We start from the raw sequence: 25,585 nt of genomic DNA on the forward strand, positions 1-25,585 counted from the left end.
CGAGGCCTGCGCCGGCGCGGTCTTCGGCCGTGTTCGGCGCATTTCCGTCGCTGAGCGGGCTGTCCGCCGCGGGGGGCGATCTAAGACGACTGGGCTTGAGTTTCCCGCGCCGGCGTCGGGCCGGTGCAGTTGTGATGACGGGGGATTGAGATGGTGGCTGTTACAGCGGACGGCGTCGGGCGCTTCGACATGGGGCGGGTGGTGCAACGGACCTTCAGCGTCCTGAGCCGAAACCTCACGGTGTTCATTGGTTTGGCGCTGGTCCTGAGCATCTTGCCGCAGGTTCTGTTCGCCTTGTTCACGTATGCGAAAGTCATGGCGGCGGCGCAGAGCGGCGTGGCCGACCCGGGCGCCATGCTCGGGGCCATCCCGAAGATGATGCTGGGCATGGTCGTGGCCATGATCTGTGGCGCGGTCCTGCAGACCGCCCTCGTGCATGGCACGGTGGCGGATCTGAACGGCAAGCCTGTGACGTTCGGGGCCGCGCTCAGCACGGGGCTGAACCGCCTTCTGCCTGTGATTGGGCTGGCCCTGCTGTCGGCCCTCGCGATCGGCGCGGCTTCGATGCTGCTGATCGTCCCGGGGGTCATCCTGGCGGTCCTCTGGTGCGTCGCGACGCCGGTGCTGGTCGTCGAGCGCACCGGCGTCTTCGCCGCGTTCGGCCGCAGCGCGCGGCTGACCGAGGGCTCCCGCTGGATGATCTTCGGCCTGATGGTGGCCTACCTCGTGGCCATCTGGCTGGTCACCCTGGTGTCGGGCGCCATCGGGGGGATCATCGGCCTCGCCCTGGGGTCCGTCGGGGTCATCGTGAACCTGCTCGTGCAGCAGGTCGTGATGGGCCTGGTCTCGCTGGTCGGCACGGCCGGTGGCGCGGTGATCTATTACGAGCTGCGCTCGACGAAGGAAGGCGTCGGCGCCGAGGCCCTGGCCTCGGTGTTCGACTGACGCGAAGCGCCGGCCTTCGGGCCGGCGCACTTGCGCGGGCGAGTTCGAGTAACGCGTAGCGCCGGCCCCTAAGGCCGGCGTTTTCATTCTGGGGGCTGAGTGTGAGTGCGATTATCCAGCCGGGGCGCTACGAGATCACGCGCGTGGTGCGCCGAGTGTTCGCGACCTTGCGGCGAAACGCGATCACCTATGTCCTGCTGGCGGGGCTGCTCAGCTTTGCGCCGCGGGTGTTGTGGGGGACGCTGCGCGCCCAGCTGATCGGGGGCGACCAGACCTTGCTGGTCGTCGTGACGTTCGGTGGCAGCGCGTTGATCCTGCTCGCCGGCGTGCTGTTGCAGGCCGCGCTGGTCCACGGCGCGGTGGAGGATCTGCGCGGAGACCGCAGCTCCTGGGGACGAAGCCTGCGAGCCGGGACTGAGCGCCTGCTGCCGGCGATCGGGCTGGCGCTGGTCGTTGTCGTCGCCCTGGCGCTCGCCGGCCTGCTGTTGCTCGTCCCCGGCCTTGTGCTGGCGCTGATGTGGATGGCGGCGGTCCCGGCGCTCGTCGTCGAGAGGCGCGGCGTTCGGGCCAGTCTTGCGCGAAGTGCGAAGCTCACCGAGGGACGCCGCTGGGCTGTCCTCGGGACGCTGCTCCTGTTCCTGGCCTTCGGTTGCGTGGTGTTTGTGGTCTGTTCGCTTGTCGTCGGGCTTTTCGGCGTGGCGTACGAGGCCGCGACGCTGGCCTTGCTCAAGAACCTGATCGGACCGTTGTTCGCGGCGCTGTTCGCCGTGATCAGCTCCGTGATGGTCGCGACGATCTACCATGAGCTGAAAACCGCCCGGGAAGGCGAGGGCGTCGAGGCGCTGGCCGCCGCGTTCGACTAGCTTTTGTCGTGCTTGTCGGCGCGGCGCTTGCCCATGAGAAGGCGCGCCTCCAGCCGGCCGCGGAGCGCGGCGTAGTAGGCGTTCAGGAAGTCCTCGTCGTCCTCGGCGGGAGCGGCCACCCACGCGATCTTGCGGCGGATACGGCCGGCCACCTCGGCCATGGTGGCGCGGTGGCGCACGCGCAGGACATCCTCCAGCACGTGCAGTTCCTTCACCCCGTAGGCGTCCAGCTGGGCCGGGCTGAAGGCGAAGCGCTTCAGGCGCAGCAAGGCGTCGTCGGCGAGGTCCTGTTCCAGCTTGCGCTTGGGCGTGCGCACCACCCACGTGCCGCCCACCAGGTCGCCGCAACGCAGGCGGTCGCGGTTGAACAGCGGCATGAAGACGAAGATGCAGCTCCAGATCAGGGCCAGCAGCCACATCCAGCCCTCGACGTCGCCGCTCTGCGCCTGAGCGGCCAGCACCGACATGGGCAGGAACACCTCCAGTTCGCGCAGCGCGTTGCGGGCGAAGACGGCGTCGGCGGTCAGCCGGCCGCCGTCGCGCGCGGCCACCCGCAGACCCATGATCCGCTTGCCGGGCGTGGCGGCCCGCGGCGTCAGCTCGAAGGCCAGGAAGTAGGCGTTGCGGAGCAGGAAGGCGCCCAGCAGCCAGACGATCAGGGCCACCTCGGCGCCGGCCTCCTTGAAGCCCGAGGCGATGGCGGCGCCGATCGCGGCGATGGTCATGACGATCAGGGCCAGGACGATGAAGGCGCCGTCCAGCAGGAAGGCGGACGCGCGCTGGCCGGCGTCGCCCAGCTGGAGCCGCAGGTCGACGCCCTCCGGCGTGATCAGCTCGCGCACCAGGGGCGCGTCGCCACCCGGCTTGCGGATCGCTTCAGCGCGCGCCATCGAGCGCCTCCCGGCGACGCGGCCAGTAGAAGTAAAGCCCCCACATGACCGCCGTGGCGGCGGCGACGCCGTAGCGGGCCAGGTCCAGGGTGATCAGCTGGCGGCCGAAGCCCTCAAGCATGCCGGCGACGAACAGCATGGCCACCACGCCGCCCATGGCGACGCCCGCGGTCTTGCCGGCCGCAGCCGCCGCTTCCAGCCGCGGCCGCTCGCCGGGGAAGGCTGTGGCCCAGCCGATGCGGATGCCGGCCGCGCCCGCCAACACGATGGCGAACAGCTCGGTCACCCCGTGGATCGCCAGCCAGCCGATCGCCTCGAAGCCCAGGCCGCGGTTGACGAACAGCCAGACGAAGGCGCCCAGGGTCGCGCCCTGGTAGGCGACCAGCAGGGCCGAGGGCAGGCAGAAGGCGAAGCCCAGCGCGAAGGCCAGCAGGGCGACCTGGGCGTTGTGGGTGAACAGGAAGGTGGCGAACACCGACAGGCCGTCGTGGTCGGCGCCGTAGAGGGTGGCGCGCAAAGACTCGGTCGAGGCGGTGGGATCGCGCCCGCCGGCCATCCCGGCCGGGATGAACGAGTAGAACCAGTCCGGATCCTGGCCGGTCAGCACGTAGCCGGCGATCACTCCGATCGCCAGCAGGGCGAAGGAGGCCAGGGTCTCGCGCCACAGGCCGGCGATGGTCCGCGGCCAGTCGCGGGCGAAGAAGCTTTGGAGCCGCGAACCCAGGGTGGAGCGCGCGCCGTAGACGAAGAAGTAGGCCCGGGTGGACAGGTTCTCGAGATACTCGACCAGCCCGCGGTCCAGCGAGGTGGCGCGCGCCACCGACAGCGACGACAGGGCCGAGCGGTACAGCACCGGCATGGCCAGGATCTCTTCGTCGGTCAGGGCGCTGGCCGACTTGCTTTCCGCCTTGCGCAGCAGGGCCTCGAGGCGACGCCAGTCGTCCTCGCGCTCGACCCGGAAGCGCCAGCTCTTCAGCTGCAGCTCGGCCACGGCGTCCTCCTCACAGCAGGTCCCTGCGCTTCAGGTCCAGGTAGGCGTTCAGGAGCGCCGGCCCGACCCGTTCGACCGGCGCGTCGACCACGTGCACGCCCATGCGGCGGAGCCGCGCGATCACCTTGTCGCGCTCGTGCAGCAGGGCGGCGGCGGTGACCGCGCGCGAGACGTCTTCCGGCTCGTGCGGCTCGGCGCGGGCCAGCGCCTCCAGCTCCTCGTCGCGCAGCACCACGAACAGCACCAGGTGGCGGCGCAGCAACCGGGCGATGTTCTCGATCATCAGCTCGGCGCTGGTGGCGTCGGCGAAGTCGGTGAACACCACGACCAGCGAGCGGCGCTCCAGCGAGCCGGACAGGGCGGTGAGGCCCAGCGTGTAGTTGGTCTCCTCGGCCGAATAGTCGAGCTTGGCCGCCATCCGCTGCAGCAGCGGGAAGGCGCCGACCCCCGCCACCGCGCCGGTCGTCAGCCGCGGCTTGGCGTCGAAGGCGTGCAGGCCGGCCCGGTCGCCCATGCGCAGGCTGACATAGGCCAGCAGCAGGGCGGCGTTCAGGGCGCGGTCGACGCGCGGCAGGCCGGCCAGCGGCTCGCACATCAGCCGGCCGGTATCCAGCGCCACGACGATGTGGTGGTTGCGCTCGGTGCGGAACTCCTTGGCCAGCAGGATCGAGTGGCGGGCCGACTGCTTCCAGTCGACGGCGCGGCGGTCCATGCCGGTCTGGAAGTCGCGCAGGGCGTGGAATTCGGCCCCGTCGCCGGTGTCGATCTGCACCTTCACGCCGAACATGGCGTCGCGCGCGAACAGGCGCACGGCCTCGTTCTTCACGCCCTGGACGTCGGGGGTGACCGCCACGACGGCGTCGATGGTCTCGACGGTCTGCTTCCAGATGAGGCCCAGCGGCCCGCGCCAGCGCACCCACAGCTTCTGCATGACCGCCTCGCCGCGACGGGCGGGGGCCAGTTCGAACAGCCCGCGCGCGGCGCCGTCCGCGACCTCGGCGGTCAGCCGACCGGGCCGGGCGCCCAGGCGCGGATCGGCTTCCAGGGCCAGCTCCACCGACTGCGGCGCCGGGCCCTTGGCGAAGCGGGCGGCCACCGGCAGGGGCTCGGTCGTGCCCACGCCGACGTTGGTCGGCGCGGTCAGTTCGAGCGCCAGCGCCCCGCGCCGGGCCGACAGGGCGGCGTCGGCCAGCAGCAGGCCGGCTGTCAGCGCGATCCAGCCCGGACCGACCAGCCACAGGCCAGGCGCCAGCACGCCCAGCAGCATGGCTGCGGGCGCGCCGACGGCGGCCAGGATGACGGCGCGGCGGGTGGGGTAGATCACCAGATCACCGGGGCGCGGCGACCTGCTCGACCAGGGCGGCGATCGCCTGGTCGACCTTGCGGCCCTCGATCTCGGCGGCCGGCGACAGGATCACCCGGTGGCGGAGCGCCGGCAGGGCCAGGGCCTTCACGTCGTCGGGGATGACGTAGTCGCGGCCCTGCAGGGCGGCGCGGGCGCGGGCGCCCACGGCCAGCATGGCGGCGGCGCGCGGCGAGGCGCCGGACTCCAGGTCGGCGCTTTCGCGGGTGGCGCGGACCAGGTCGACGACATAGCCGACCACCTCGTCGGTCAGGCGCACGTCGGCGACGGCCTTCACGGCCACGGCCAGGTCGGCCGCGCCCACCACGGGCGTGACGCCCAGCGCCACCGGATCGGGCGAGCCGGTGCGCGCGCCGTGGGCGGCGACGATGGCGCGCTCCTCCTCAAGCCCCGGATAGGCCAGGGTCTGCTTGAACAGGAAGCGGTCCAGCTGGGCCTCGGGCAGGGGATAGGTGCCCTGCTGCTCGATCGGGTTCTGGGTGGCGATGACGGTGAAGCGCTCGCTCAGCCGATGGCCCTGGCCGTCGATGGTGACCGTCCGTTCCTGCATGGCTTCCAGCAGGGCGGCCTGGGTCTTCGGCGGCGTCCGGTTGATCTCGTCGGCCAGCAGCAGGTCGACGAACACCGGGCCCTTGGTCAGGGTGAAGGTGCTGGTCTGGAAGTTGAACAGGTTGGTGCCGATGATGTCGCCCGGCATGAGGTCCGGCGTGAACTGGATGCGGCCGTAGTCCAGCCCCAGCGTGCGAGCGAAGCTCTGCGCAAGGAGCGTCTTGGCGGTGCCGGGCGGGCCTTCCAGCATGACGTGGCCGCCGGCGAACAGGGCGGTCAGCATCAGGTCCACGGTGTCGGCCTGCCCGACCACGGCCTTGGCGATCTCGGCGCGCATGCGGCCGGCCAGGTCCTTCACGTCAGCGACGTTCACGCGTCATCTCCAGTCTCCAAAGGTGCAGTTTGCGGGCGACCCGCATCAGATCGGCCGGCGTGCGCGCCGCGCGCGCTTCGCCCGCCAGTTCGGTGTAGCCGTGGCTGGCCCCGCCCAGCTTGCTCAGCCGGTCGAGGAAGGCGTCCAGTTCGTCTCCGCTCAGGTTGCGGGGCGCGCCGACCGCGCGCACGACGGCGGCGCGGATCAGAAGCGCGTAGGGCGCGGCCATGCGGTGCTCGCGCCCGGCCATGCGGATGAGCGCGGCGGTGTTGTCGGCCAGGGCCTGCTTGCCCAGCGCCAGCGAACGGCCGGCGACCCGCACCGGGCCGAAGCGGGCGAAGGCCTGCAGCGAGACCAGCAGAGCCACGGCCAGGGCGCACAGGGTCACGCCCAGGAACGGCGGCTCCAGCGCCAGGCGGAGCACGCTGCGCGGCCGCTTGAAGCCGTGCAGGGTGGCGTCGAACACGACCGGGCCGCCGTCGCCGGCGCGCAGGTAATCGATCATCGCCATCGCCTCCCGGGCCGTGGCCAGATCGCGCAGGCCGTGGGTGTTCAGCAGGTCGGGATCGGCCAGGACGTAGACGCCGCCGTTCTTCTGCCGGGCCAGAACGGCGCGGCCGGTCTCGTCCACCAGCACCGGCGCCCAGCCGGCCCCTGAGAGGGTCTGCAAGTCCTCGATCTCGCCGAGCGGGGCGCCCAGGGCCTGGCCGGTCTCGCCCAGCCGGGGGCGGGCCTTGCCCTTGCGGCGCTCGACCTTGCTGCCCGGCGCCAGGTCCTTCAGCAGGCGTTTGGTCAGCACGCCGGGGTCGATCTTCTCGACGGCGCGCACCCAGCCCCGGTGCAGCGGCTCCGGCGCGGTGCGCCACTTGGGCAGGACGACCAGCACGGTCCCGTCGTAGTCGATCTCGTTCAGGGCCTTGGCGTCGTGCGCCTCGGTCGGGGTGAGGATCAGCAGGCCCTCGGCGTCGTCGGGCAGGGCGCCGCGGCTGACCACGACCGGCTGGCCCCGCAGGCGCAGCATCTTCACCGCCCCGGCGTAGCCGACCGCCGAGGTCGACAGGGCGTGCGCCCCACCGTCGTCGCCCTTGCGCAGGTCCGGCGCATAGGCCGACAGCACGCCCAGCGCCGACAGGGTGAAGACCCCGACCAGCACCAGCCACAGCACGGTGACCGGCGAGAAGGCGCCCCGGCGCGCGCCGGCAGCCGGCGTGTTCAGGACCGCCTCGCTCATGCGCTCCAGCCCCCGGGCAGGGCGAAGGCTTCGTAGGCCTGGCGGCAGTCGGCGAAGGTCTCGGCGTCGACCGGGCGGCCGCCGAAGAAGCTGCGCTCCACCGCCTCGCCGATCTTGGCGAAGGCCGGGCGCGCGGAGGCGGGCAGGGCGTCCAGCGCGGCGATGTCCCGGGTGGTCTGGGCCGGCTTCACCGCATGCGGGCGGCGGCCCTGGATGTCTTCGATGCTGCGGAACAGCAGCAGGCGCACGGCCTCCGCGAACCGGCCCTCGCCGGCCAGGCGGTCGGCGTCCTCCAGCAGGGTGCGCGCCACGGCCGCGTCGGGGCGCCATTCGACGGCGGGCTCGCCCTTGTTCAGGACCAGGACCTTGCCCCGGCCGCCCCAGTGCAGGCGGATCAGCTCGCGGCCCACGAAGTACAGGATCAGGCCGACCCCGGCCGCCAGGCCGACGTAGAACAGCACTTTCAGGACCGGGGCCAGCGCGCGAAAGAGCTCGCCCAGCCACTGCAGCCATTCAGGGACTTTCGGCGGGTCGAACCCTTTCAGGTCGAACTGCAGCGACTTGTCGGCGAGCATCTGTTCATGGGCCCGCGCGACCGCGTCCCCCTGAACCGCACCCTGTTTCACCTGAGACGCCGACGCCACGATTCACTGTCCCCCGGCGCCGCTGATAGCACACGCGGACGTTGCGCCACAGTTAAGCTTCGCGGGCGAGGTGGTTCAGGCGGCGCCGATGCGGTTGGCGACTTCGGCGGTCAGTTCGTCGACGTCGAACGGCTTTTCGAACACCGCGTCGAACAGGTCGCGACGGCCGCGCGCCAGGAAGCTCTGGGCGCCGCTGAGAAGGATGATCGGCAGGGCGATGTGCTGCGGGTCGGAGCGGACGGCGACGGCCAGTTCCTGGCCGTTCATCAGCGGCATCATGTAGTCGGTGACGATCAGGTCCGGGCGCTCGGCCGCCAGCACGTCCATCGCCTTGATGCCGTGAGCGGCGCGCAGGACGCGGTAGCCGGCCTCCTCGAGGGCGGTTGCGATCAGGTCGAGGATCAGGGCCTCGTCGTCGACGACGAGCACCGTCTTCACTGCGCACTCAGGCACTTTCGCCTCACAGGTCCGGCCGTGCGGACGCCCCAGACGTCTCGGCCGGTTTGCTCATAATGACACAATCGGACGCCCAGCGGAGTCCCGCGCCGCAGCTTGTGATCAAAGGTAACCGTCGCGGGCGGCGTGAGCGCCCTGTAGAAGGGCCGGGCGAGTCGTTCGGACCTTCGGAGCTCCCATGTCCCTTTCCATGCATCAGGCCTCTGCGCCCGTCTTCATCCAGGGCCTGAAGGGCCTCGCCGGCGTGCTCGACAAGGCCGCCGCCCACGCGGCCGCGCGCAACATCGAGCCGGCCGTCCTGCTGCAGTCGCGGCTGTTCCCCGACATGTTCCCGCTGACCCGCCAGGTGCAGATCGCCGCCGACTTCGCCAAGGGCTGCGTCGCGCGCCTGGCCGGTCAGGAGCCGCCGGCCTACGAAGACAACGAAGCGAGCTTCGACGAGCTGAAGGCGCGCATCGCCAAGACCGTCGCTTTCCTCGAGAGCATCCCGGCCGCCGACGTCGACGGCTCGGAAGAGCGCGACATCACCCTGGTGCGCCGCGGCCAGACCAGCGTGGTGAAGGGCCAGACCTACCTGCTGATGCAGGCCATGCCGAACTTCTATTTCCACTGCACGACCGCCTACGCGATCCTGCGCCACAACGGCGTGGAGATCGGTAAGAAAGACTTCCTGGGCGTGGCCTGATCCAGGCGAGGGGCGCGGGGCGGCGATCCGATCGCCGCTCCGTCAGCGCTTCTTGCCGAGTTCGGCGGCGATGTCCTTGGTCAGGCGGCCGACCTTGCGGTGCGCGGCGGTGATCTGCTCGCGGGTCACGCCCCAGCGTTTCATCCAGTATTCGACGGCCTGGCGCTCCGACAGGTCGAGCCGTTCCTTGTCGATGAACCCACGCTTGTCCTTCAGCCCCGCCATCTTCGCCTCCAGACCCGGTTCGGCCCGCGTCGGCGAGCCGTCGCGCCACGTACTGCGAACAGCCCGGCGGGTCCAGCCGCGTAGGGCGGCCGCATGAGCGATCACCGCCCTTCCGTCGCTGTGGTCGGCGCCGGCCCCGCCGGCCTGATCGCGGCCGAGACCCTGGCCTCGGCCGGGGCGCGGGTGACGGTGTTCGAACGGATGCCCACAACTGGGCGCAAGCTCCTGATGGCCGGCCGCGGCGGGCTCAACCTGACCCACTCGGAGCCGTTCGAGGCCTTCGTCGGCCGCTACGGGCCGGCCGCCGAGCGGCTGCGCCCGATGCTGGAGGCTTTCGCGCCGACCGACCTGGTCGCCTGGGCCGAGGGGCTGGGCCAACCCACCTTCGTGGGGAGCAGCGGGCGGGTGTTTCCCAAGGCGCTGAAGGCTTCGCCCCTGTTGCGGGCCTGGCTGGCGCGGCTGGCCGAGCTGGGCGTGGAAATTCGCACCCGGCGCGACTGGCTGGGCTGGGACGCCGAGGGGGCGCTTCGCTTCCGCACCGAGGCCGGCGCGATCGAAACGGTTCGGCCGGACGCCACGATCCTGGCTTTAGGCGGGGCCAGCTGGCCGGGCCTGGGGTCCAACGGCGCCTGGGCCGGCGTGCTGGCCGAGCGCGGCGTGCCGGTTCAGCCGTTCCGGCCGGCCAACAGCGGCTTCGACGTGGCCTGGAGCCCGGTGTTCAAGGACCGCTTCGCCGGCGAGCCGCTGAAGAACGTGGCCCTGTCGTTCGGCGGGCGCACGGTGAAGGGCGAGGCCATGCTGGCCCGCTACGGCATCGAGGGCGGGGCGGTCTACGCCTTGTCGGCGCCCTTGCGCGACGCCGTCGAGCGCGACGGGCGGGCGGTGCTGGAGATCGACCTGCGCCCCGACCTGCCGTTGGAGCGCCTGGCCGAACGGCTTTCGCGTCCGCGCGCGGGGCAGTCCCTGTCCAACTTCCTGCGCAAGGCGGCGCACCTGTCGCCGGCGGCGGCCGGCCTGCTGCGCGAGGCCGGCGAGATCCCGGCCGACCCGACCGAACTGGCGCGCCGGATCAAGGCGACGCCCGTGGTGCTGAGCGGCGTTCAGAGCCTGGACCGCGCCATCTCCAGCGCGGGCGGGATTGATTTCGCCGCGGTCGACCACGAGCTGATGCTGCGTGCCCTGCCGGACGTCTACGTCGCGGGCGAAATGCTGGACTGGGAGGCGCCGACCGGCGGCTACCTGCTGCAGGCCAGCTTCGCGACGGGCGTGTGGGCGGCGCGGGCCGCGCTGCGAAATCCTCGTCCTTCGACAAGCTCAGGATGAGGATCTCGACTGCGCCGCCACAGTAGCCCTCATCCTGAGCCTGTCGAAGGACGAGGGCGGGCCCGCGTCAGTGCCGCGGCCGCGTCTCCGCCACGCCGCGGGCGTGGGCGGACAGCTCATCGGCCAGCTGGCGCCAGCGGGCGGCGAAGTCGCGGAACAGCTCGCGTTCCTCGCCGGTCTTGGCGGCCTTGGCGCGTTCTTCCATTTCCACCGCGTGGGTCAGGTACTGGGTGCGGGTCGGATGCGGCGGGGGCTCGGCCAGCCGCCGGCGGCCGTAATCGGACTCGTCCGCCAGTTGCCGCCAGGTGGTGGCGAAGCCCATGAACACTTCGCGCTCGGCGTCGGTGCGGGCGCTGCGGGCCAGGCGCTCCATGTGCTCGGCGTGGGCGCGGAACTCGTCGGCGGTGCTCATGCGGGGACCCTGTACGTAAGCCGGGTGGCTCGCAGGGATAACGCCGTGCGCGCAAGGCGGGTCCGCGGGTGCGGCGGGACGTCGCAGGTCAGGCGGCGGACGCCTCCGCCAGCCAGGCCTGGAAGGCGCGCATGGCCGGCGAGGGCGCGCGTGATTTCAGCCAGGTCAGCCAGTAGCGGCCGGTCGACACCTGGGTTGCGAACGGCCGCACCAGCCGGCCGCGGGTCAGGTCGCGCTCGAACATGGCGGGCGGGGCCAGGGCCACGCCGGTGCCGAGCTGGGCGGCCTCGACCATCACCCAGGACGAATCGAACACCGGCCCGCGCACCGGCGGGCAGGGCACGTTCGCGGCGGCGAACCAGTCGGGCCAGTCGTCGGCGCGGTAGGAGCGCAGCAAGGTTTCGGCAGCCAGGTCGGACGGCTGGCGCAGGCGCTCGGCCAGGGCCGGGGTGCACAGCGGCGTCATCGGCGCGTCGAACAGCTCGACCGCCTCGGTGCCGTGCCAGGCCCCGTCGCCGAAGCGGATGGCGCAGTCCAGGCCCTCGGCGGCCAGGTCGACGCGGTTGTTGTTGGTCATCAGCCGCAGGTCCACGAACGGATGCGCGTCGTGGAAGGCCGGCAGGCGCGGCAGCAGCCAGCCGACCGCGAAGGTGCCGACCGCGCCGACGGTCAGCACCTCGCGCACTTGGCCGGCCTCGAAGCGGGCGACCAGGTCTCCCATGCGGTCGAAGGCGTCGCGCAGCGTCGGCAGCAGGGCCAGCCCCTCGTCGGTCAGGGCCAGTCCGCGCGGCAGACGACGGAACAGGGCCGCGCCCAGCCGCTCCTCCAGCCCCTTCACCTGGTGGCTCACCGCGGCCTGGGTGACGCACAGCTCGATGGCGGCGCGGGTGAAGCTGAGGTGGCGGGCCGAGGCCTCGAAGGCGCGCAGCGCGTTCAGCGGCAGGTGAGGGCGGGTCACGACGACGTCTTAGAAAATCTAATGGCTCGTCCCAGTTATCATCGTTTGCCGCCGCGCGCCCCTCCGGCCACGCTCTCTCCATCAACAGGGGATTTTCGATGATCGGACGGCGCGCGGTCCTGACCGGCTTTGGCTTTGGAGCGGCGGCCCTGGCCGGCTGCGGCGTGCGGGCGGAGGGTCGCGCGGCGGCCGAACCGGCCCCGCCGGTGCCGGACGTGATTAGTCCGCGTATCGCCGAAATCGAGGCCCGCGTAGGCGGGCGGCTCGGCGTGGCGGCGCTGGACCTGCAGAACGGCCGCCGGTTCGCTCATCGTGGGGACGAGCGCTTCCCGATGTGCAGCACCTTCAAATTCCTGCTGGCCTCGCAGGTGCTGGCCCGGGTCGACCGCGGCGAAGAAGGCCTGGACCGGCGCGTGCCGGTGACGGCGGCCGACATCGTCAGCTGGTCGCCGGCGACCAAGGAGCGGGTCGGCGCGGACATGAGCGTCGAGGAGCTGTGCGCCGCGGCGGTCAGCCAGAGCGACAACGCCGCCGCCAACCTGATGCTGGGCTTCAGCGGGGGGCCGGCGGCCCTGACCGCCTTCGCCCGCTCGCTGGGCGACGAGGTCACCCGGCTGGACCGCACCGAGCCCGGGCTGAACATGGGCCGGCCCGGCGACCCGCGCGACACCACCTCGCCGCAGGCCATGCTGAAGTCGATGGGCGCGATCGTGCTCGGCCCGACCCTGACGGAAGCGTCGCGCACCCGGCTGACGGGCTGGATGAAGGCGACCACCACGGGCCAGCACCGGCTGCGCGCCGGACTGCCGAGCGCCTGGACCATCGGCGACAAGACCGGCACCGGCGAGCGGGGCACCGCCAACGACATCGCCGTGGCCTGGCCGCCCAGCGGCGGGCCGGTGCTGATCACCGCCTACCTGACCGGGGCCGAGGCGGTCGACGCCAAGGCGCGGGATCAGGCCCTGGCCGACGTGGGCCGCGTGGTCGGAGAGACGTGGCCGAAGTGGGGGTAGAGGTGCTGTGTTCCTTCTCCCGCAAGGGGAGAAGGAAATCAGCGCCAGCCGCTGGTCGACGCCTGTTCGGCCTGCGGGTTCACCGGGCGGGCGATCAGGCCGCTCTGGGTGATCCAGACCTCGTACTTCGCGCCGTCGGCCATGGGCATGGAGGCGCCCGAGCCGTAGAGGGCGTCGACCATGGGGGCGTACTTCTTGTGCTTGCGCGCCAGGGTCCAGGCGTCCAGGCCGCCCTGCTGGGTCGGGCGCAGGTCGTAGACGCTGCGCTCGGCGTGCAGTTCGGACTCGGTGTCCTCGTAGCGGCCGGACAGGCGGTCCAGCTGGTACTGGCTGTCCAGGCCCAGCACGTTGGCCCAGCCCTTCCACTTCAGCACCCGGGCTTCCACCCGCCATTCGTCGCCGTGGATCTCGTAGGTGCGGGTGACCGCCGAGGCCTGGCCTTCCGGAGCCGGCAGGGACAGGGCGGCGTCGTAGAGGCGCGGCCCCTTCTGCTTCAGCTCCAGCGTGGCGACCGGACGTTCATAGGTCAGCCGGTTGTAGGTCTGCACGTTCAGGCCCAGCAGGGCCGCGGCGGCCGCGACCGCCAGGAACAGAGCGCCGGCCAGGGTTCCGAAAAGGCCCTTGCCCGGCTTGCCGCGGAACATCGCGCCGAACCCGCCCAGCAGGATCGCCACGCCGATCAGGCCGACGAGCGCCGGCAAAATCCACCACCACCAGACCATGATCCCGCCCTCCAGCTCCCCCGAGCCGGGGCAAGCTTAACCACAAAAGCGCCGTGGTGAATACCGGAGGTCCGTGACGGGGGCGACGACGCCCGATCGGCCGATCTCAGCCCATGAGGCGGAAGGAGGCGACCATCCGTTCGACGTCGGCGGAGCCGACGTTCTGCGCGCGCATGCCCACCGCGATATAGGCTCGGTCGCCGTGGATGAACGCCACCGCACTCCCTTTCGCGCCGCTCTCGAACTCGATCGCCGCCTTGCGGGCGTCCTTGCCCGAGACGCGCGTGGTCTCGCGCGACGTCTCCCGGCCGTTTGCGCCGGTGACCACGCCGTCCAGGAAGGTGTCCAGGGCGCCCGGGGTGGCGGCTTCGCCCGGCCGGAACTGGACGATCATGATCATGAAGGCCTCGCCATCGCCGGCCACGGTGAACTGGGCGGTGTCCACCGTCTGCTCGATGGGGGGATGGGTCACGGCCGGCTCGCCCGGCAGGTCGACCGAGAAGCCGTAGTCGACGCTCTTGAAGTTAGTCCAGGCGGCCTGGGCGGCGGCCGGGCCAGCCACCAGCATGACGGTCGCGACGACGAGTGAGGCCAAGAAGCGCATGAGACTGATCCCCCGAGCGGCGAGGCGCCGCGGCGCGCAAGCTACACCGTGGCGTCCGCTCGGGACAGCGCTCGCGTTTCAGGCGACCGCGACGATCTCCACTTCCGCGCCGTTGACCACCACCTCGTCGCCGACGGCCTTGCCCATCAGGGCCTGGGCGAGGGGGGAGATGTAGGAGACGCTGCCCTTGGCCGGGTCGGCCTCGTCCTCGCCGACGATGCGGAAGCTCTGGGTGCGGCCGTCCTCGCGCTCGATGGTGACGGTGCGGCCGAACAGGGCCTGGTCGGCCGGGCCGTCCGGCTCGGTCAGCTGGGCCGACGCGCGCCGGGCGTTCCAGTAGCGCAGGTCACGGGTGGCGCGCGCCATGGCCGTGCGGTCGGCCTGGATGTCGCCGCCCCCGGCCTTGGCCGCGGTGTAGGCCTCACGCGCCTCGGCCAGGGCGGCGTCCAGCTGGGCCAGGCCCGAGGCGGTGACCAGGTTGGGATGGGTCGAGATCGGGCGGTCGGGCAGGTCCGCGGCGGTCGCCTCGTAATCCTGCTCCTTGGTGAAGGCGACGCTCACTTGCGCAGCTTCGGCTTGGACTTCGAGGCGGCGCGGGCGGCGGCGGCGCGCTCGGCCTGGCGCCGGCCCCCGGGGCCGTTGGCGTAGTCGGCCTGGGCGGCCTTCTTGCGGGCGAGCGCGGCGGCGAGGGCTTCAGCCGCGTTGGCCGGCTTCTGGGCGGTGTCGACGGGATCGGACATCCGCCCAGTGTAACACGCCCGCGCCGGCGGCCGGCCGCTTTCAACCGCCGCCGGACACGAAAAAGCGCGGAGGGCCAAAGCCCCCCGCGCTCCTCCCGGGCTCAACCGGGATCAGAACTTGGACGCGGTGCCGGCCGGGTCGAACATGGCCATGACGGCGATGCCGACGCCCAGCACGGCGACGATGTAGGACCAGTAGCGGGTCGGGATGAAGAAGAACGAGCCGGCGTTGGGCTTCACTTCGAAGCGCTGGTTGGTCGCCGCGTCGATGTACACGCGGCCTTCCTTGGATTCGATGGCGCGGGTGGTGAAGAACAGCGCCGCCCCGGCGACCACGCCGGCCAGGCTGACCGCCGCGGCCGACTCGAGCCCGCCCTGCAGGTGCAGCGGGGTGACGATGAACATGCACAGGAAGAACGCGACCACCACGAACAGCGGCACCAGAATGCCCTTGCCGGACCAGATAATCAGCACGGAACTCTCTCCTTCGATGGGCGGCCGCGACCGCCGAAAATGCGAGGGAGTCCGACGCGCACGCGCCGCCGCGGCGCAGGCGCGCCGCGATTGCGGTCTGGTTTGTGACGATCCCCCCGGATCGCGAGGCCGCCTGGCGCGCTTCCCCCCGGAATCGGCGCAGTCGACCTCTACAGCGCGGACGTTCGCTCAACCGTCAGGGTTGTGCAAGTTCGTGTCGCCCGACAGGCGAGCAGCGGGCTGACGCGGGCGCGCGCAATGGCCTAGCTTGGCGTTTTCGCCGCCGTCGCCTCACCATGACCCTCGACGCCATGACGCCCGCCCGTTTCACCATCGCCGCCCGGCTGAAGAGCTTTCGCTACGCCTTCACAGGCATCGGCTTCATGCTGCGCACCCAGCACAACGCCTGGATCCACCTGGCCGCGACCGCGGCGGTCGTGGCCGCCGGGATCGGGCTGAAGGTCCGGACCGAGGACTGGCGCTGGCTGATCGTGGCCGTCGTCCTGGTCTGGGTGGCCGAGGCGATGAACACCGCCTTTGAACACCTGTGCGACGTGGTCTCGCCGGACTTCCACGTCCTGGTGCAGCGCTCCAAGGACGTGGCCGCCGGCGCCGTCCTGATCTGCTCGATCGGCGCGGTCGTGCTGGGGGCGCTGACGCTCGCGCCGTACCTTTAATTCCTCCCCCGAGCGGAGCGGTGGGGGAGGGGGACCGCGAAGCGGTGGAGGGGCCAGCGGAGTGGACCCGCTCAGCTGCAGGGTCGCGCCAAGACGAGCCCCCTCCACCATGCTTCGCATGGTCCCCCTCCCCCAGAGGAGGAGGATTTACCCGAACGTCCGCTTGGCCTGCAGGGCCCAGGTCACACCCTGGGTGCGCCAGCGGTATTCGTGCGCGATCGGATCCGGCGTGGTGCGGTTGGGGAAGTAGAAGTCCCGATCCCGCTCCAGCGCCCGGTCCAGCACGTTGTTGGCGCTGAGCGTGATGGTCGTCTGCGCGTTGGGGCGCGCCTCGACGAACACGCGGAACCAGGTGTTCTCGGGGTTGTAGACGTCGAATTCGTTCAGCCGGTACTGCGGCAGCGCGCCTTCCGCGTCGTAGATCACGCCCCAGGCCAGCTTGCGGGCCCGCAGGTCCTGGCGGAAGTCGGCCGAGAAGCCCCACAGCTCCTCGAAGGTGAAGTCCCGATCCTTGTGCGTGTACGGATCGCGCACGCGGCTGTCCTGCAGCGTCCAGCGGGCGTTGAAGCGGCCGCCGGCGACGCCGAACTTGTCCAGCGGCAGGCCGACCGCCGCTTCCAGCCACAGCCGCCGGCCGTCGCCAAGGTTGCCCGGGGCGTCGATGACGTCGACCACGTCCGGATCGCTGTCCGGGTCGGGACCGTCGGGGCCCAGCACCTCGACGGGCACGCGGTCCTGGACCATCTCGACCCAGTCGCTGTTCAGCGCCAGGCGCACCGCGCCGTCCCCCAGCACCTTGCGCTCGATCTCCCCGGTGACACGCCAGGTGCGCTCCGGCTCCAGGGTGACGTTGCCGCCGTTCTCGCGCTCGGTGGCGAGCTCCACGTTCGAGACGAAGTCGTCGAAGTTCAGCTGGGCCGCCGTGCGGCCGACGGCCAGGCGCATGCGCCACTTGTCGTCGGGGCGCCATTCCAGCGAGGCGCGCGGCTTGATGAAGGTGAGGGTGCGCTCGTAGTCGGCCGCCTCGACCGAAATGGTCGAAGTCTCGATGGCCGCGCCCCAGTCGAAGGTCAGGGTCGGGGTGAGCTTGCGCCCGCCGCTGACGAAGGCTTCGCCGCGGATCTCCTCGACCAGCACCTGCGAACCGGGGAAGGGGATCGGGGTGTGGACGCCCGACGAGTCGACCGAGGCGATGCGGATGTCGGCGTCGAGCGTGTTCAGCGCCACCTCGGCGCCGGTCTCGAACGACCAACCCCAGAGGTTTTCGTGCGACCAGGTTCCCCGGCCGATGGTCTCGCCGTAGAGGTTGTTCACGGATTGGGCGAAGCCGCCGGTCAGCACGCGGTCGGGCGTGTGGTTCAGCTGGGCTTCGTCCGTCTCGTAGCGCTCGCGGCGCATCAGGCCCACCAGCTTGGCCGTGCCCCCGGCGAGCGGGCGGCTGAAGTCGGCGCCCAGCTCGACGCCCAGCCGCTCGGGGACCTGGTTGATGGTGTCGTATCGGATCGGGCCTAGGGCGTCGCTGACGCGCGAGTTGTGGGCGAGCGGGTTGGTCCAGTTCCAGACGCGGGCGTTCACATGGGCGGCGCGGCCGTCGGACGGCTCCCAGGCCCAGCTGGCGCTCAGCGTGTCCTGCCGCTGGGCGTAGCGGTTGACCTTGTCGCGCCGTTCGATCAGGTCGCCGGACGGCAGGGCGGTGAGCAGGTCGAAGCCCTCGTCGGGCAGGTTCTCGCTGTAGTGGTCGACCGCCAGGTTCAGCGACGTCGCGCCGTTGCGGTAGAGCGCCGACACGCCGCCGGACAGGGCGGTCTGGCGGGTGAAGGGCATGCGCACCGTGGCCTCGGCCGCGCCGGACCAGCCGTCGGCGCTGTCGCTCAGCACCACGTTGATGACCTGGGCGCGCGAGCGGTACTCGCCGCCGATCACCTGACCGGGCACGATCTCGACGCGCACGACCTGAGCGGCGGGAATGCGGCTGAGGATCGACTGCAGGCTTTCGGCCTTGGCGCTGGGCCGCTCGCCGTTGATGACCACGTTGCCGGCCGCGCCGGCGAAGCCGCGGACGTCCTCGCCGTCCTGGACGTTCACGCCCGGAACACGGGAAGCCATGTCCCAGGCGTTGGACGGGGCGAACTGTTCGAACCAGGCGGAGGCGTAGACGGTGCGGCCGTCGGCGGCCTGTTCCTGGGCCAGGGCGGCCCCGGCGGCCAGGCTGGCGGCGGCGGCGAAGGCGAGCAGGCAGCCGCGGCGGCCGCGACAACGATAAGAAAGGCGCATCGGTATCCCCCGTACTGCGCCGTCCCGCCGATCATCACGCGTCGGGGGTTTTCGCGCACGCGAAAGCTTTGCCGTGGGGACGGGAAAGGCGCGGGGATTTGCGACGAACCCCCGCTTTTCGGCGACGAAACCGGATCGGGCGGAGGCCCTTAGCCGAAGGTGCGCTTCAGCTGGATCGCCCAGACCGTGCCCTGCTTGCGCCAGCGCAGCTCATGGCCGTTGATGTCGAACTCGCGCGTGCCGTCGAAGAAGGTGCGGTCGCGGATGACCGGCCGGTTGAACACGTTGTTGGCGCTGAGCGTGATGGTGGTCTGGGCGTTCGGACGCGCCTCCACGAACACGCGGAACCAGTAGTTCTCCGGGTTCCAGACGTCGATCTCGTTGATCCGGTACTGCGGGCTGCCGCCCTCGGCGTCGTAGACCACGCCCCAGGCCAGGTTGTGGGCGCGCAGGTCCTGCCGGAAGTCGGCCGAGAAGCCCCACGGCTCTTCGCCGGTGAACTCGCGGTCGGTGTGGGTGTAGGGGTCGGTGACCGAGCTGTCCTGCAGCGTCCAGCGCGCGTTGAACCGCCCGCCGGTGACGCCGAAGCGGTCCAGCGGCAGGCCGGCCACGGCCTCCAGCCAGATGCGGCGGCCGTCGCCCAGGTTGCCCGGGCCGTCGACGATGTCGACCAGCACGCCGTGCTCGTCGAAGATCTCGATCGGCACCCGGTCCTGGACCATCTCGACCCAGTCGCTGTTCAGGCCCAGGCGAAGCGTGCCGTCGCCCAGCACCTTGCGCTCGATCTCGCCGGTCAGCCGCCAGGTGCGCTCGGGCTCCAGCGCGACGTTGCCGCCGTTCGAGCGCCCGTTAGCGAGCTCCACGTTGGAGACGAAGTCGTCGAAATTCAGCTGGGCCGCCGTGCGCCCGACCGCCACGCGCGCGCGCCAGTTCGTGTCGGGGCGCCATTCCAGAGAAGCGCGCGGCTTCACGAAGGTCAGGGTCCGCTCGGACGAGACGGTCAGGCCCGGGGTGAGGGTCGAAGCGTCGGACGAGATGGTCGAGGTCTCGACCGCCACGCCCCAGTCGAAGCTGAGCGTCGGGGACAGCTTGCGTCCGCCGCTGACGAAGGCTTCGCCGCGGACTTCTTTCACCGTGGCCTGCGAGCCCGGCAGCTGGATCGGGGTGCGCACGCCGAGGTCGTCGACCAGGGCCAGGCCGATGTCGGCGTCCAGCGTGTTCAGCGCCGCTTCGGCGCCGGTTTCGATCGACCAGCCCCACAGGTTCTCGCGCGCCCAGGTCCCGCGCACGATGCTCTCGCCGTAGCTGTTGTCGACGCTCTGGGCGACGCCGCCGGTGAGGACGCCGGCCGGCGTGTGGTTCAGCTGGGCTTCTTCGGTTTGGTAGTGGTCGCGGCGCATCAGGCCGACCAGCTTGGCCGTGCCGCCGGCGAACGGCCGGCTGAAGTCGCCGCCCAGCTCGAAGCCCAGTCGCTCGGGGTTCTGGGCGATGGTGTCGTAGCGCAGCGGGCCGCTGTCGTTGCTGACCTCGGACTTGTGGCGCAGCGGGTTTTCCCAGCTCCAGGCCCGGCCGTTCAGGTGCGCGGCGCGCCCGTCGGTCGGCTCCCAGGCCCAGCTGGCGCTCAGCGTGTCTTCGCGGGTGGTGTAGCGGTTGACCTTGTCGCGGCGCTCGATCAGGTCGCCGGACGGCCGCTCGACCCACAGGTCGTAGCCCTGGTCGGGCGCGTTCTCGCTGTAGTGGCTGGCGGCCAGGTTCAGCGAGGTCGCGCCCTTGCGGTAAAGGGCCGACACGCCGCCGGAGAGCGCCGCCTGGTTGGTGTAGGGCATGCGCACCGCAGCGTCGACCGCGCCGGACCAGCCGCTGGCCTCCTCGGTCAGCACCACGTTGATGACCTGGGCGCGGGCCCGGTACTCGCCGCCGATCAGCTGGCCAGGGACCACCTCGACGCGCACGACCTGGGCGGAGGGGATGCGGCTCAGGATCGACTGCAGGCTCTCAGCCTTGGCGCTGGGGCGCGCGCCGTTGATCACCACGTTGCCGGCCGCGCCGGCGAAGCCGCGCACGTCCTCGCCGTTCTCGACCGTCACGCCCGGCACCTGGGAAGCCATGTCCCAGGCGTTCGAAGGCGCGAACTTCGCGAACCACTCGGCCGGATAGACGGTCCTGCCGTCCGCACCCGGGACCTGGGCCAGGGCGGCGCCGGCGAGCAGGCTGCTGGCGGCGGCCACGGCGGCGAGCCAGGCGCCGTTGCGGCGCGAGCGGACGATGCGCGTCATGGAGATCCCCCCTGGTGCGCCGTCCTCCCGATACCCACGCCGGAGGCTCCCTCGCGCACCGCGAAGCTGTGCCGTCGCCTATGGGGTGAGTCGCGTTACAAAGGCGTAATGCCAAGCTTGTTCGGCGAGGTGTGGCTAATACGCCCCTCCTGATCCGATCGCTCGGATCGGATCAGGTCGGCAGCCTGGAGTGAGCGCATTTTCTCCGCCGAACCGGCGGCCGCTCCGGCGGAAAATGCGCTAGCGCCCGTAAGGATTGTTCAGCGAGTAGCTGAAGCCGATCGGCATCATGTCGCGGACCTGAGCCATGTAGACGCCGGCTTCGGCCGCGGCGGTGCGCGGCACGTAGACGATGTCGAAGCGGCGGAGCGCGGCGCGGTCGGCGCGGCTGGGGTCCTTCAGGGCTTTGGACAGGTCGATGGTGCGGGCCATGGCGCGCCCGCCCGGACCGCGCCGGATCAGCACCACTTCCGAGGTCTTGGCGCCGGGCTTGAAGCCGCCGGCCATGATCACCGCCTGCAGGGCGTCGATGTCGCCGGGCATATCGATGGCGCCCGGGGACGCGACCTCGCCGCCGACGAACACCTTCAGGCCGGCGGTCTTCAGCGAGACCTCGACCACGGGGCGCAGCAGTTGGGCGCTGTAGGCCTTGGAGATGTCGTCCTGCAGGTCCGGCAGCGAGCGGTCGGCGGCCATGACGTCGCCGATCAGGGGCAGGGCGACGCGCCCGTCCGGCCCGACCTTGACCGTGCGGGTCAGCTCCGGCGCGGTCGGGGTGGCGACCTCGATCTCGTCGCCGGGATAGAGCCGGTAGCCGGGCTCGCCGTCGTCCCAGGTGGCGAAGCCGATATCGGGGAAGCGGGCGGCCTCGCGCGACGTGGCGCAGCCCGCGAGCGCCAGGCCCGCCAGAGCCGCCAGCATCAGCCGCCGAGTTGTCCGCGCGCCATTCAACATAGAGGTGAAAGTCCGCTGGAATGGGTAATCAGCAGTTAACGACAAGGGTCGCCCAACAAAGCTGCGTCACCCTCGGGCTTGTCCCGAGGGCCCAGGGTTCGGCTCGCACGGCGTTGAGGGAGTGGTTGTCCGGCTCCGTTCGCGTACCTGACGACTGGGCCCTCGGGACAAGCCCGAGGGTGACGCTTCAAATCAAGCCTCCGCCAGGTCGGCCAGGATCGGGCAGTCCGGGCGTTCGTCGCCGGCGCAGCAGCGGGCCAGTTCGCGCAGGGTGTCGGCCATGGCTTGCATTTCGGCGATGCGGGCGTCGAGGTCGGCGACGTGGCTCTGGGCGATGGCCTTGACCTCGCGCGAGGGCCGCTCGCGGTCGCGCCAAAGCGACAGCAGCTTGCCGATCTCCTCGACCGAGAAGCCCAGGTTGCGGGCGCGGCGGATGAAGCGCAGCTCATTGACCTCGCACGGGCCGAAGCTGCGATAGTTGCTATCGGTCCGGTCGGCCGGCCGGACCAGGCCGATGCTCTCGTAATACCGGATCATCTTGGTGGAGACGCCGGAGGCCTTGGACGCCTGGCCGATGTTCATCAGGTCCTCCTGTCGGAATGGGCGCGCCCCCCGGGGGGAGGACCGGGAGGCGCGGGGGAGGGCGGCTCAGCCGCAGTGGCCGTCGCAGCCGTCACGGCTGTCGGCGCTGGAGCACTTGCAGCACTCGCAGGCGCAGGCGGGGCCGCAGCCGCAACCGGCGCTGGCGGACGCGCACGTGCACGGGGCGCAGGTGCAGGGGGAGCATTCACACTTGGTCGGCATGTCGAACCTCGTTGGTCAGCGATGTGCCTGGGGGTGATAGACCTTCCAGTCATGGGAAGGTCAAGCGGCCATTTTCGGCGTTCTTTTGGAAGGCGAGCGGCGATCGGGAGCTGCGGCGGCGGTGTTGACCCTCCTATGATGGGAAGCCCTAGCGTGCGGCTCCTTGCAGATTTCCGGAGTGCGAAGTCGTGACCCACACGGCCGATCCCCACGCTTCCTGTCATGTCGTCGACCCCGTGTGCGGCATGAAGGTCGACCCGCATACGTCCAAGCACCGCGCGATGTTCGACGGACGGACCTATCACTTCTGCGCCGAGCGCTGCCGGCACAAGTTCGAAGCCGACCCGCAGGCCTACCTGAAGGCTGACCGCGCCCCGCCGCCCCCCGCGCCGGAGGGGACGGTCTACACCTGCCCCATGCACCCGGAAGTCCGGCAGATCGGTCCGGGCGCCTGTCCGCTCTGCGGCATGGCCCTGGAGCCGGAGGTCATGACCGCGGACACCGGCCCCAACCCGGAGCTGGCCGACATGACCCGGCGGTTCTGGATCGGCCTGGCCTTCGCGGCGCCGGTGTTCGTGCTGGAGATGGGCGGCCACCTGACCGGCCTGAACATGTTGATCGGGCGCCAGACCTCGCACTGGCTGCAGTTCGCCCTGGCCACGCCGGTCGTGCTGTGGGCGGGCGCGCCGTTCTTCGCACGCGGCTGGGCGTCGCTGAAGGCGCGCAGCCTCAACATGTTCACCCTGATCGCCATGGGCGTCGGCGTCGCCTGGCTCTACAGCGTGGTCGCCGTGTTCGCGCCGGACGTGTTCCCCGACGCCTTCCGCGAGCACGGCGCGGTGCCGGTCTATTTCGAGGCCGCGGCGGTGATCACCGTGCTGGTCCTGCTGGGCCAGGTTCTGGAGTTGCGGGCGCGCGAACAGACCTCCGGCGCGATCCGGGCCCTGATGGACCTCGCGCCCAAGACCGCGCGGCGCGTGCGCGACGACGGGACCGACGAAGAGGTCACCCTCGACCTGATCGGGGTCGGCGATCGGCTGCGGGTCCGGCCCGGCGAGAAGGTCCCGGTCGACGGCGTGGTGACCGACGGCCGCGCCGCCGTCGATGAGTCCATGGTGACCGGCGAATCCATGCCCGTGACCAAGGAGCCGGGCGCGCAGGTGGTGGCCGGCGCCCTGAACAAGACCGGCTCGTTCGTCATGCGGGCCGAGAAGGTCGGGGCCGACACCCTGCTGTTCCAGATCGTTCAGATGGTGGCCGCCGCCCAGCGCAGCCGCGCGCCCATCCAGCGCCTGGCCGACCTGGTGTCGGGCTGGTTCGTGCCGGCCGTGATCGTCGCGGCGGCCCTGGCCTTCTTCGCCTGGTCGCTGGTCGGACCGGAGCCGCGCATGGCCTTCGCCCTGGTCGCGGCGGTGTCGGTGCTGATCATCGCCTGTCCTTGCGCGCTGGGCCTGGCGACGCCGATCTCGATCATGGTGGGCGTCGGCCGCGGGGCCCAGGCGGGCGTTCTGATCAAGAACGCCGAGGCGCTGGAGCGCTTCGAGAAGGTCGACACCCTGGTCGTCGACAAGACCGGCACCCTGACCGAGGGGCGCCCCGCCGTGGTGGCGATCGAACCGGCCGCCGGCTTCGACGGAACGGAGCTGCTGCGACTGGCCGCCAGTCTGGAGCGCAACAGCGAACACCCGTTGGCGGACGCGATCGTCCGGGCGGCGGCGGACCGCTCCATCGCGCTCGTGGAGGCGAACGAGTTCGACTCGCCCGTCGGCAAGGGCGTGGTCGGGCGGGTCGAAGGCCGCGCCCTGGCGCTGGGCAGCGGCAAGTTCATGGCCGAGCTGGGCGTCGCCACCGCCGATCTGGACGCCGCGGCCGAGCGGCTGCGGCAGGACGGGGCGACGGCGATCTTCGCCGGTCTCGACGGGCGGCTGGCCGGGGTCTTCGGGATCGCCGACCCGATCAAGGCGAACGCGCCCGACGCCGTCGAAGCGCTCAAGCGGTCCGGCGTGCGCCTGGTGATGATGACCGGCGACAACCGCACGACCGCCCAGGCGGTGGCGCGCAAGCTCGGCATCGACGACGTGGCCGCCGAGGTCCTGCCGCAGGACAAGGCCGCCGTGGTCGAGCGGCTCAGGCGCGAGGGGCGGGTCGTCGCCATGGCCGGGGACGGGGTCAACGACGCGCCCGCCCTGGCCGCGGCCGACGTCGGCGTCGCCATGGGCACGGGCGCGGATGTCGCCATCGAGAGCGCCGGCGTGACCCTGCTGAAGGGGGATCTCGCGGGCATCGTGCGGGCCCGGCGACTGTCGCGGGCGGTGATGCGCAACATCCGCCAGAACCTGTTCTTCGCCTTCGTCTACAACGCCGCCGGCGTGCCGATCGCAGCCGGGGTGCTGTTCCCGCTGTTCGGACTGCTGCTGTCGCCGGCGATCGCCGCCGGAGCGATGGCCCTGTCGTCGGTCAGCGTGGTCGGCAACGCGCTTCGACTGAGGCGCGTGACGCTCTAGGCCTCACGCCGCAATCCCGGCCGGCGCCGCGAGCAGGGCGGCGACCTGCCGGCACAACCGCGCCGGGCAGTAGGGCTTGGGCAGGTAGACGGCGCCGGGAACGCCCTGGGCCTCGACGTCCTCGGCCGCACGGGCGCTGGCGTAGATCACCGGCAGGGCCGGGTTCAGCTCGCGCGCGCGCCGGGCGACGTCGAAGCCGGTCAGGTCCGGGGAGCCGAGGTCGATGTCGGCGACAAGCGCGCTCAGGCGCCCCGAATGGGCGTCGAGCGCGGCCAGCGCGGCCTCGGCCGTGGCGGCTGAGATCACCTCGCACCCGACGCTGGCCAGGGTTTCGGCCGCGAGCGGCAGGATGAGCGGATGGTCCTCGACCACGAGGACGCGGGGCGCGGCGGTCATCGTAACGGGTCCTGGGAAAGAGGTGCGCCCCCCGGCGAGGGGGAGGACCGGGAGGCGCTAGGGGGCGCCGGCCGGGGTCAGCCGGCGTCGGGCGCCGCGCGGTGGCGGCCGTCGGACGCGAAGGGCGGGGGCGCCTTGCGTGCGACGGTCGGCCCGCGGTCGGCGGCGTACCAGGCGGCCACGATCCAGAAGACGCCCGTCAGGACGAGGATCGCCGCCGCCGTGCGCGCGAGCGGCAC

28 protein-coding genes and 1 pseudogene are annotated in these 25,585 nt (G+C 71.4%); 8 read left to right on the plus strand and 21 right to left on the minus strand.

What is annotated here, in order from left to right; translation table 11 throughout:
* Positions 1–150: 150 nt before the first annotated feature.
* Positions 151–945: a hypothetical protein gene (locus H8B08_RS09005; protein WP_187449863.1), complete on the plus strand. Its 795-nt coding sequence runs from the start codon at positions 151–153 to the stop codon at positions 943–945.
* Between the two features lie 101 nt (positions 946–1,046).
* Positions 1,047–1,808, plus strand: a complete 762-nt coding sequence (locus H8B08_RS09010; protein WP_187449864.1) for a glycerophosphoryl diester phosphodiesterase membrane domain-containing protein — start codon at positions 1,047–1,049, stop codon at positions 1,806–1,808.
* Here H8B08_RS09010 and H8B08_RS09015 read toward each other — a convergent pair.
* The 7 genes from H8B08_RS09015 to H8B08_RS09045 form a co-directional block, all read right to left on the minus strand.
* The gene (locus tag H8B08_RS09015) at positions 1,805–2,698 is read right to left on the minus strand and encodes an RDD family protein (RefSeq protein WP_187449865.1); all 894 of its coding nucleotides are present in this window, start codon (positions 2,696–2,698) and stop codon (positions 1,805–1,807) included. The two genes, H8B08_RS09010 and H8B08_RS09015, sit on opposite strands and share 4 nt — an antisense overlap.
* Complete coding sequence (locus H8B08_RS09020; protein WP_187449866.1) at positions 2,685–3,689, minus strand: stage II sporulation protein M; 1,005 nt, start codon at positions 3,687–3,689, stop codon at positions 2,685–2,687. The genes H8B08_RS09015 and H8B08_RS09020 overlap by 14 nt, the downstream gene beginning before the upstream one ends.
* 10 nt (positions 3,690–3,699) lie before the next feature.
* On the minus strand, positions 3,700–5,013 hold the full coding sequence (locus H8B08_RS09025) for a DUF58 domain-containing protein (protein WP_187449867.1): 1,314 nt from the start codon (positions 5,011–5,013) through the stop codon (positions 3,700–3,702).
* Positions 5,014–5,017: 4 nt separating this feature from the next.
* Positions 5,018–5,938 carry a MoxR family ATPase gene (locus tag H8B08_RS09030; protein ID WP_187450007.1) on the minus strand — a complete coding sequence of 307 codons (921 nt, stop codon included), beginning with the start codon at positions 5,936–5,938 and terminating at the stop codon, positions 5,018–5,020.
* Positions 5,939–5,960: 22 nt separating this feature from the next.
* The gene (locus H8B08_RS09035; protein WP_187449868.1) at positions 5,961–7,205 is read right to left on the minus strand and encodes a DUF4350 domain-containing protein; all 1,245 of its coding nucleotides are present in this window, start codon (positions 7,203–7,205) and stop codon (positions 5,961–5,963) included.
* Positions 7,202–7,849, minus strand: coding sequence for a DUF4129 domain-containing protein (locus H8B08_RS09040; protein ID WP_370545445.1), 648 nt, complete (start codon positions 7,847–7,849; stop codon positions 7,202–7,204). Before H8B08_RS09040 ends, H8B08_RS09035 begins: the two co-directional genes overlap by 4 nt.
* Before the next feature lie 75 nt (positions 7,850–7,924).
* The gene (locus H8B08_RS09045) at positions 7,925–8,287 is read right to left on the minus strand and encodes a response regulator (RefSeq protein ID WP_187449869.1); all 363 of its coding nucleotides are present in this window, start codon (positions 8,285–8,287) and stop codon (positions 7,925–7,927) included.
* Between the two features lie 196 nt (positions 8,288–8,483).
* Between H8B08_RS09045 and H8B08_RS09050 the strand changes: the two genes are divergently transcribed.
* Positions 8,484–8,990 carry a DUF1993 family protein gene (locus H8B08_RS09050; protein ID WP_187449870.1) on the plus strand — a complete coding sequence of 169 codons (507 nt, stop codon included), beginning with the start codon at positions 8,484–8,486 and terminating at the stop codon, positions 8,988–8,990.
* A gap of 42 nt (positions 8,991–9,032) precedes the next feature.
* On the opposite strand, the gene H8B08_RS09055 is transcribed toward H8B08_RS09050, so the two are convergent.
* On the minus strand, positions 9,033–9,215 hold the full coding sequence (locus H8B08_RS09055) for a DUF3606 domain-containing protein (protein WP_111513858.1): 183 nt from the start codon (positions 9,213–9,215) through the stop codon (positions 9,033–9,035).
* 93 nt (positions 9,216–9,308) lie between these two features.
* On the opposite strand from H8B08_RS09055, the gene H8B08_RS09060 reads away from it, so the two are divergent.
* Together H8B08_RS09060 and H8B08_RS19195 are read left to right on the plus strand one after the other, a co-directional pair.
* The gene (locus H8B08_RS09060) at positions 9,309–10,538 is read left to right on the plus strand and encodes a TIGR03862 family flavoprotein (RefSeq protein WP_187449871.1); all 1,230 of its coding nucleotides are present in this window, start codon (positions 9,309–9,311) and stop codon (positions 10,536–10,538) included.
* Positions 10,510–10,598 (plus strand): annotated as a pseudogene (locus tag H8B08_RS19195) (hypothetical protein); the annotation flags it as partial. The gene H8B08_RS09060 and the pseudogene H8B08_RS19195, both read left to right, overlap by 29 nt.
* A gap of 7 nt (positions 10,599–10,605) precedes the next feature.
* Here the strand turns inward: H8B08_RS19195 and H8B08_RS09065 are convergent.
* Together H8B08_RS09065 and H8B08_RS09070 are read right to left on the minus strand one after the other, a co-directional pair.
* Entirely contained in the window at positions 10,606–10,950 is a 345-nt protein-coding gene (locus H8B08_RS09065; RefSeq protein ID WP_187449872.1) for a hypothetical protein, read from the minus strand.
* Between the two features lie 88 nt (positions 10,951–11,038).
* Positions 11,039–11,908, minus strand: coding sequence for a LysR family transcriptional regulator (locus H8B08_RS09070; RefSeq protein WP_187449873.1), 870 nt, complete (start codon positions 11,906–11,908; stop codon positions 11,039–11,041).
* Positions 11,909–12,006: 98 nt separating this feature from the next.
* Here H8B08_RS09070 and bla point away from each other — a divergent pair, with 98 nt between their 5' ends.
* The gene (gene bla / locus H8B08_RS09075; protein ID WP_187449874.1) at positions 12,007–12,921 is read left to right on the plus strand and encodes a class A beta-lactamase; all 915 of its coding nucleotides are present in this window, start codon (positions 12,007–12,009) and stop codon (positions 12,919–12,921) included.
* Positions 12,922–12,959: 38 nt separating this feature from the next.
* Here the strand turns inward: bla and H8B08_RS09080 are convergent, their stop codons facing one another.
* The 5 genes from H8B08_RS09080 to H8B08_RS09100 form a co-directional block, all read right to left on the minus strand.
* Entirely contained in the window at positions 12,960–13,643 is a 684-nt protein-coding gene (locus H8B08_RS09080; RefSeq protein WP_187449875.1) for a hypothetical protein, read from the minus strand.
* A 106-nt stretch (positions 13,644–13,749) separates the two neighbouring features.
* Positions 13,750–14,247 carry a hypothetical protein gene (locus H8B08_RS09085; protein WP_187449876.1) on the minus strand — a complete coding sequence of 166 codons (498 nt, stop codon included), beginning with the start codon at positions 14,245–14,247 and terminating at the stop codon, positions 13,750–13,752.
* A gap of 78 nt (positions 14,248–14,325) precedes the next feature.
* Positions 14,326–14,808 carry a transcription elongation factor GreA gene (gene greA / locus H8B08_RS09090; protein ID WP_187449877.1) on the minus strand — a complete coding sequence of 161 codons (483 nt, stop codon included), beginning with the start codon at positions 14,806–14,808 and terminating at the stop codon, positions 14,326–14,328.
* Entirely contained in the window at positions 14,805–14,987 is a 183-nt protein-coding gene (locus H8B08_RS09095) for a hypothetical protein (RefSeq protein WP_187449878.1), read from the minus strand. The genes greA and H8B08_RS09095 overlap by 4 nt, the downstream gene beginning before the upstream one ends.
* A 111-nt stretch (positions 14,988–15,098) precedes the next feature.
* A complete protein-coding gene (locus H8B08_RS09100; RefSeq protein WP_187449879.1) occupies positions 15,099–15,461 on the minus strand; it encodes a hypothetical protein in 363 nt (120 codons plus the stop codon).
* 296 nt (positions 15,462–15,757) lie between these two features.
* On the opposite strand from H8B08_RS09100, the gene H8B08_RS09105 reads away from it, so the two are divergent.
* The gene (locus H8B08_RS09105; RefSeq protein WP_255500751.1) at positions 15,758–16,138 is read left to right on the plus strand and encodes a diacylglycerol kinase family protein; all 381 of its coding nucleotides are present in this window, start codon (positions 15,758–15,760) and stop codon (positions 16,136–16,138) included.
* Between the two features lie 147 nt (positions 16,139–16,285).
* Here H8B08_RS09105 and H8B08_RS09110 read toward each other — a convergent pair whose 3' ends face one another.
* The 4 genes from H8B08_RS09110 to cueR all read right to left on the minus strand — a co-directional run bounded on the left by H8B08_RS09110 (position 16,286) and on the right by cueR (position 22,224).
* On the minus strand, positions 16,286–18,412 hold the full coding sequence (locus H8B08_RS09110) for a TonB-dependent receptor (protein ID WP_187449880.1): 2,127 nt from the start codon (positions 18,410–18,412) through the stop codon (positions 16,286–16,288).
* Between the two features lie 149 nt (positions 18,413–18,561).
* A complete protein-coding gene (locus H8B08_RS09115; protein ID WP_187449881.1) occupies positions 18,562–20,688 on the minus strand; it encodes a TonB-dependent receptor plug domain-containing protein in 2,127 nt (708 codons plus the stop codon).
* A 240-nt stretch (positions 20,689–20,928) separates the two neighbouring features.
* Complete coding sequence (locus H8B08_RS09120) at positions 20,929–21,609, minus strand: polysaccharide biosynthesis/export family protein (protein WP_255500752.1); 681 nt, start codon at positions 21,607–21,609, stop codon at positions 20,929–20,931.
* A gap of 225 nt (positions 21,610–21,834) precedes the next feature.
* Entirely contained in the window at positions 21,835–22,224 is a 390-nt protein-coding gene (cueR, locus tag H8B08_RS09125; RefSeq protein WP_187449883.1) for a Cu(I)-responsive transcriptional regulator, read from the minus strand.
* 410 nt (positions 22,225–22,634) lie between these two features.
* Between cueR and H8B08_RS09130 the strand changes: the two genes are divergently transcribed.
* The gene (locus H8B08_RS09130; RefSeq protein ID WP_370545446.1) at positions 22,635–24,950 is read left to right on the plus strand and encodes a heavy metal translocating P-type ATPase; all 2,316 of its coding nucleotides are present in this window, start codon (positions 22,635–22,637) and stop codon (positions 24,948–24,950) included.
* 3 nt (positions 24,951–24,953) lie between these two features.
* On the opposite strand, the gene H8B08_RS09135 is transcribed toward H8B08_RS09130, so the two are convergent.
* Both H8B08_RS09135 and H8B08_RS09140 read right to left on the minus strand, forming a co-directional pair.
* On the minus strand, positions 24,954–25,346 hold the full coding sequence (locus H8B08_RS09135) for a response regulator (protein WP_187449884.1): 393 nt from the start codon (positions 25,344–25,346) through the stop codon (positions 24,954–24,956).
* Positions 25,347–25,423: 77 nt separating this feature from the next.
* A complete protein-coding gene (locus tag H8B08_RS09140; protein WP_187449885.1) occupies positions 25,424–25,585 on the minus strand; it encodes a hypothetical protein in 162 nt (53 codons plus the stop codon).

Origin of the sequence: Caulobacter sp. 17J80-11, from assembly GCF_014349105.1 — a bacterium.
Taxonomy (GTDB): domain Bacteria; phylum Pseudomonadota; class Alphaproteobacteria; order Caulobacterales; family Caulobacteraceae; genus 17J80-11.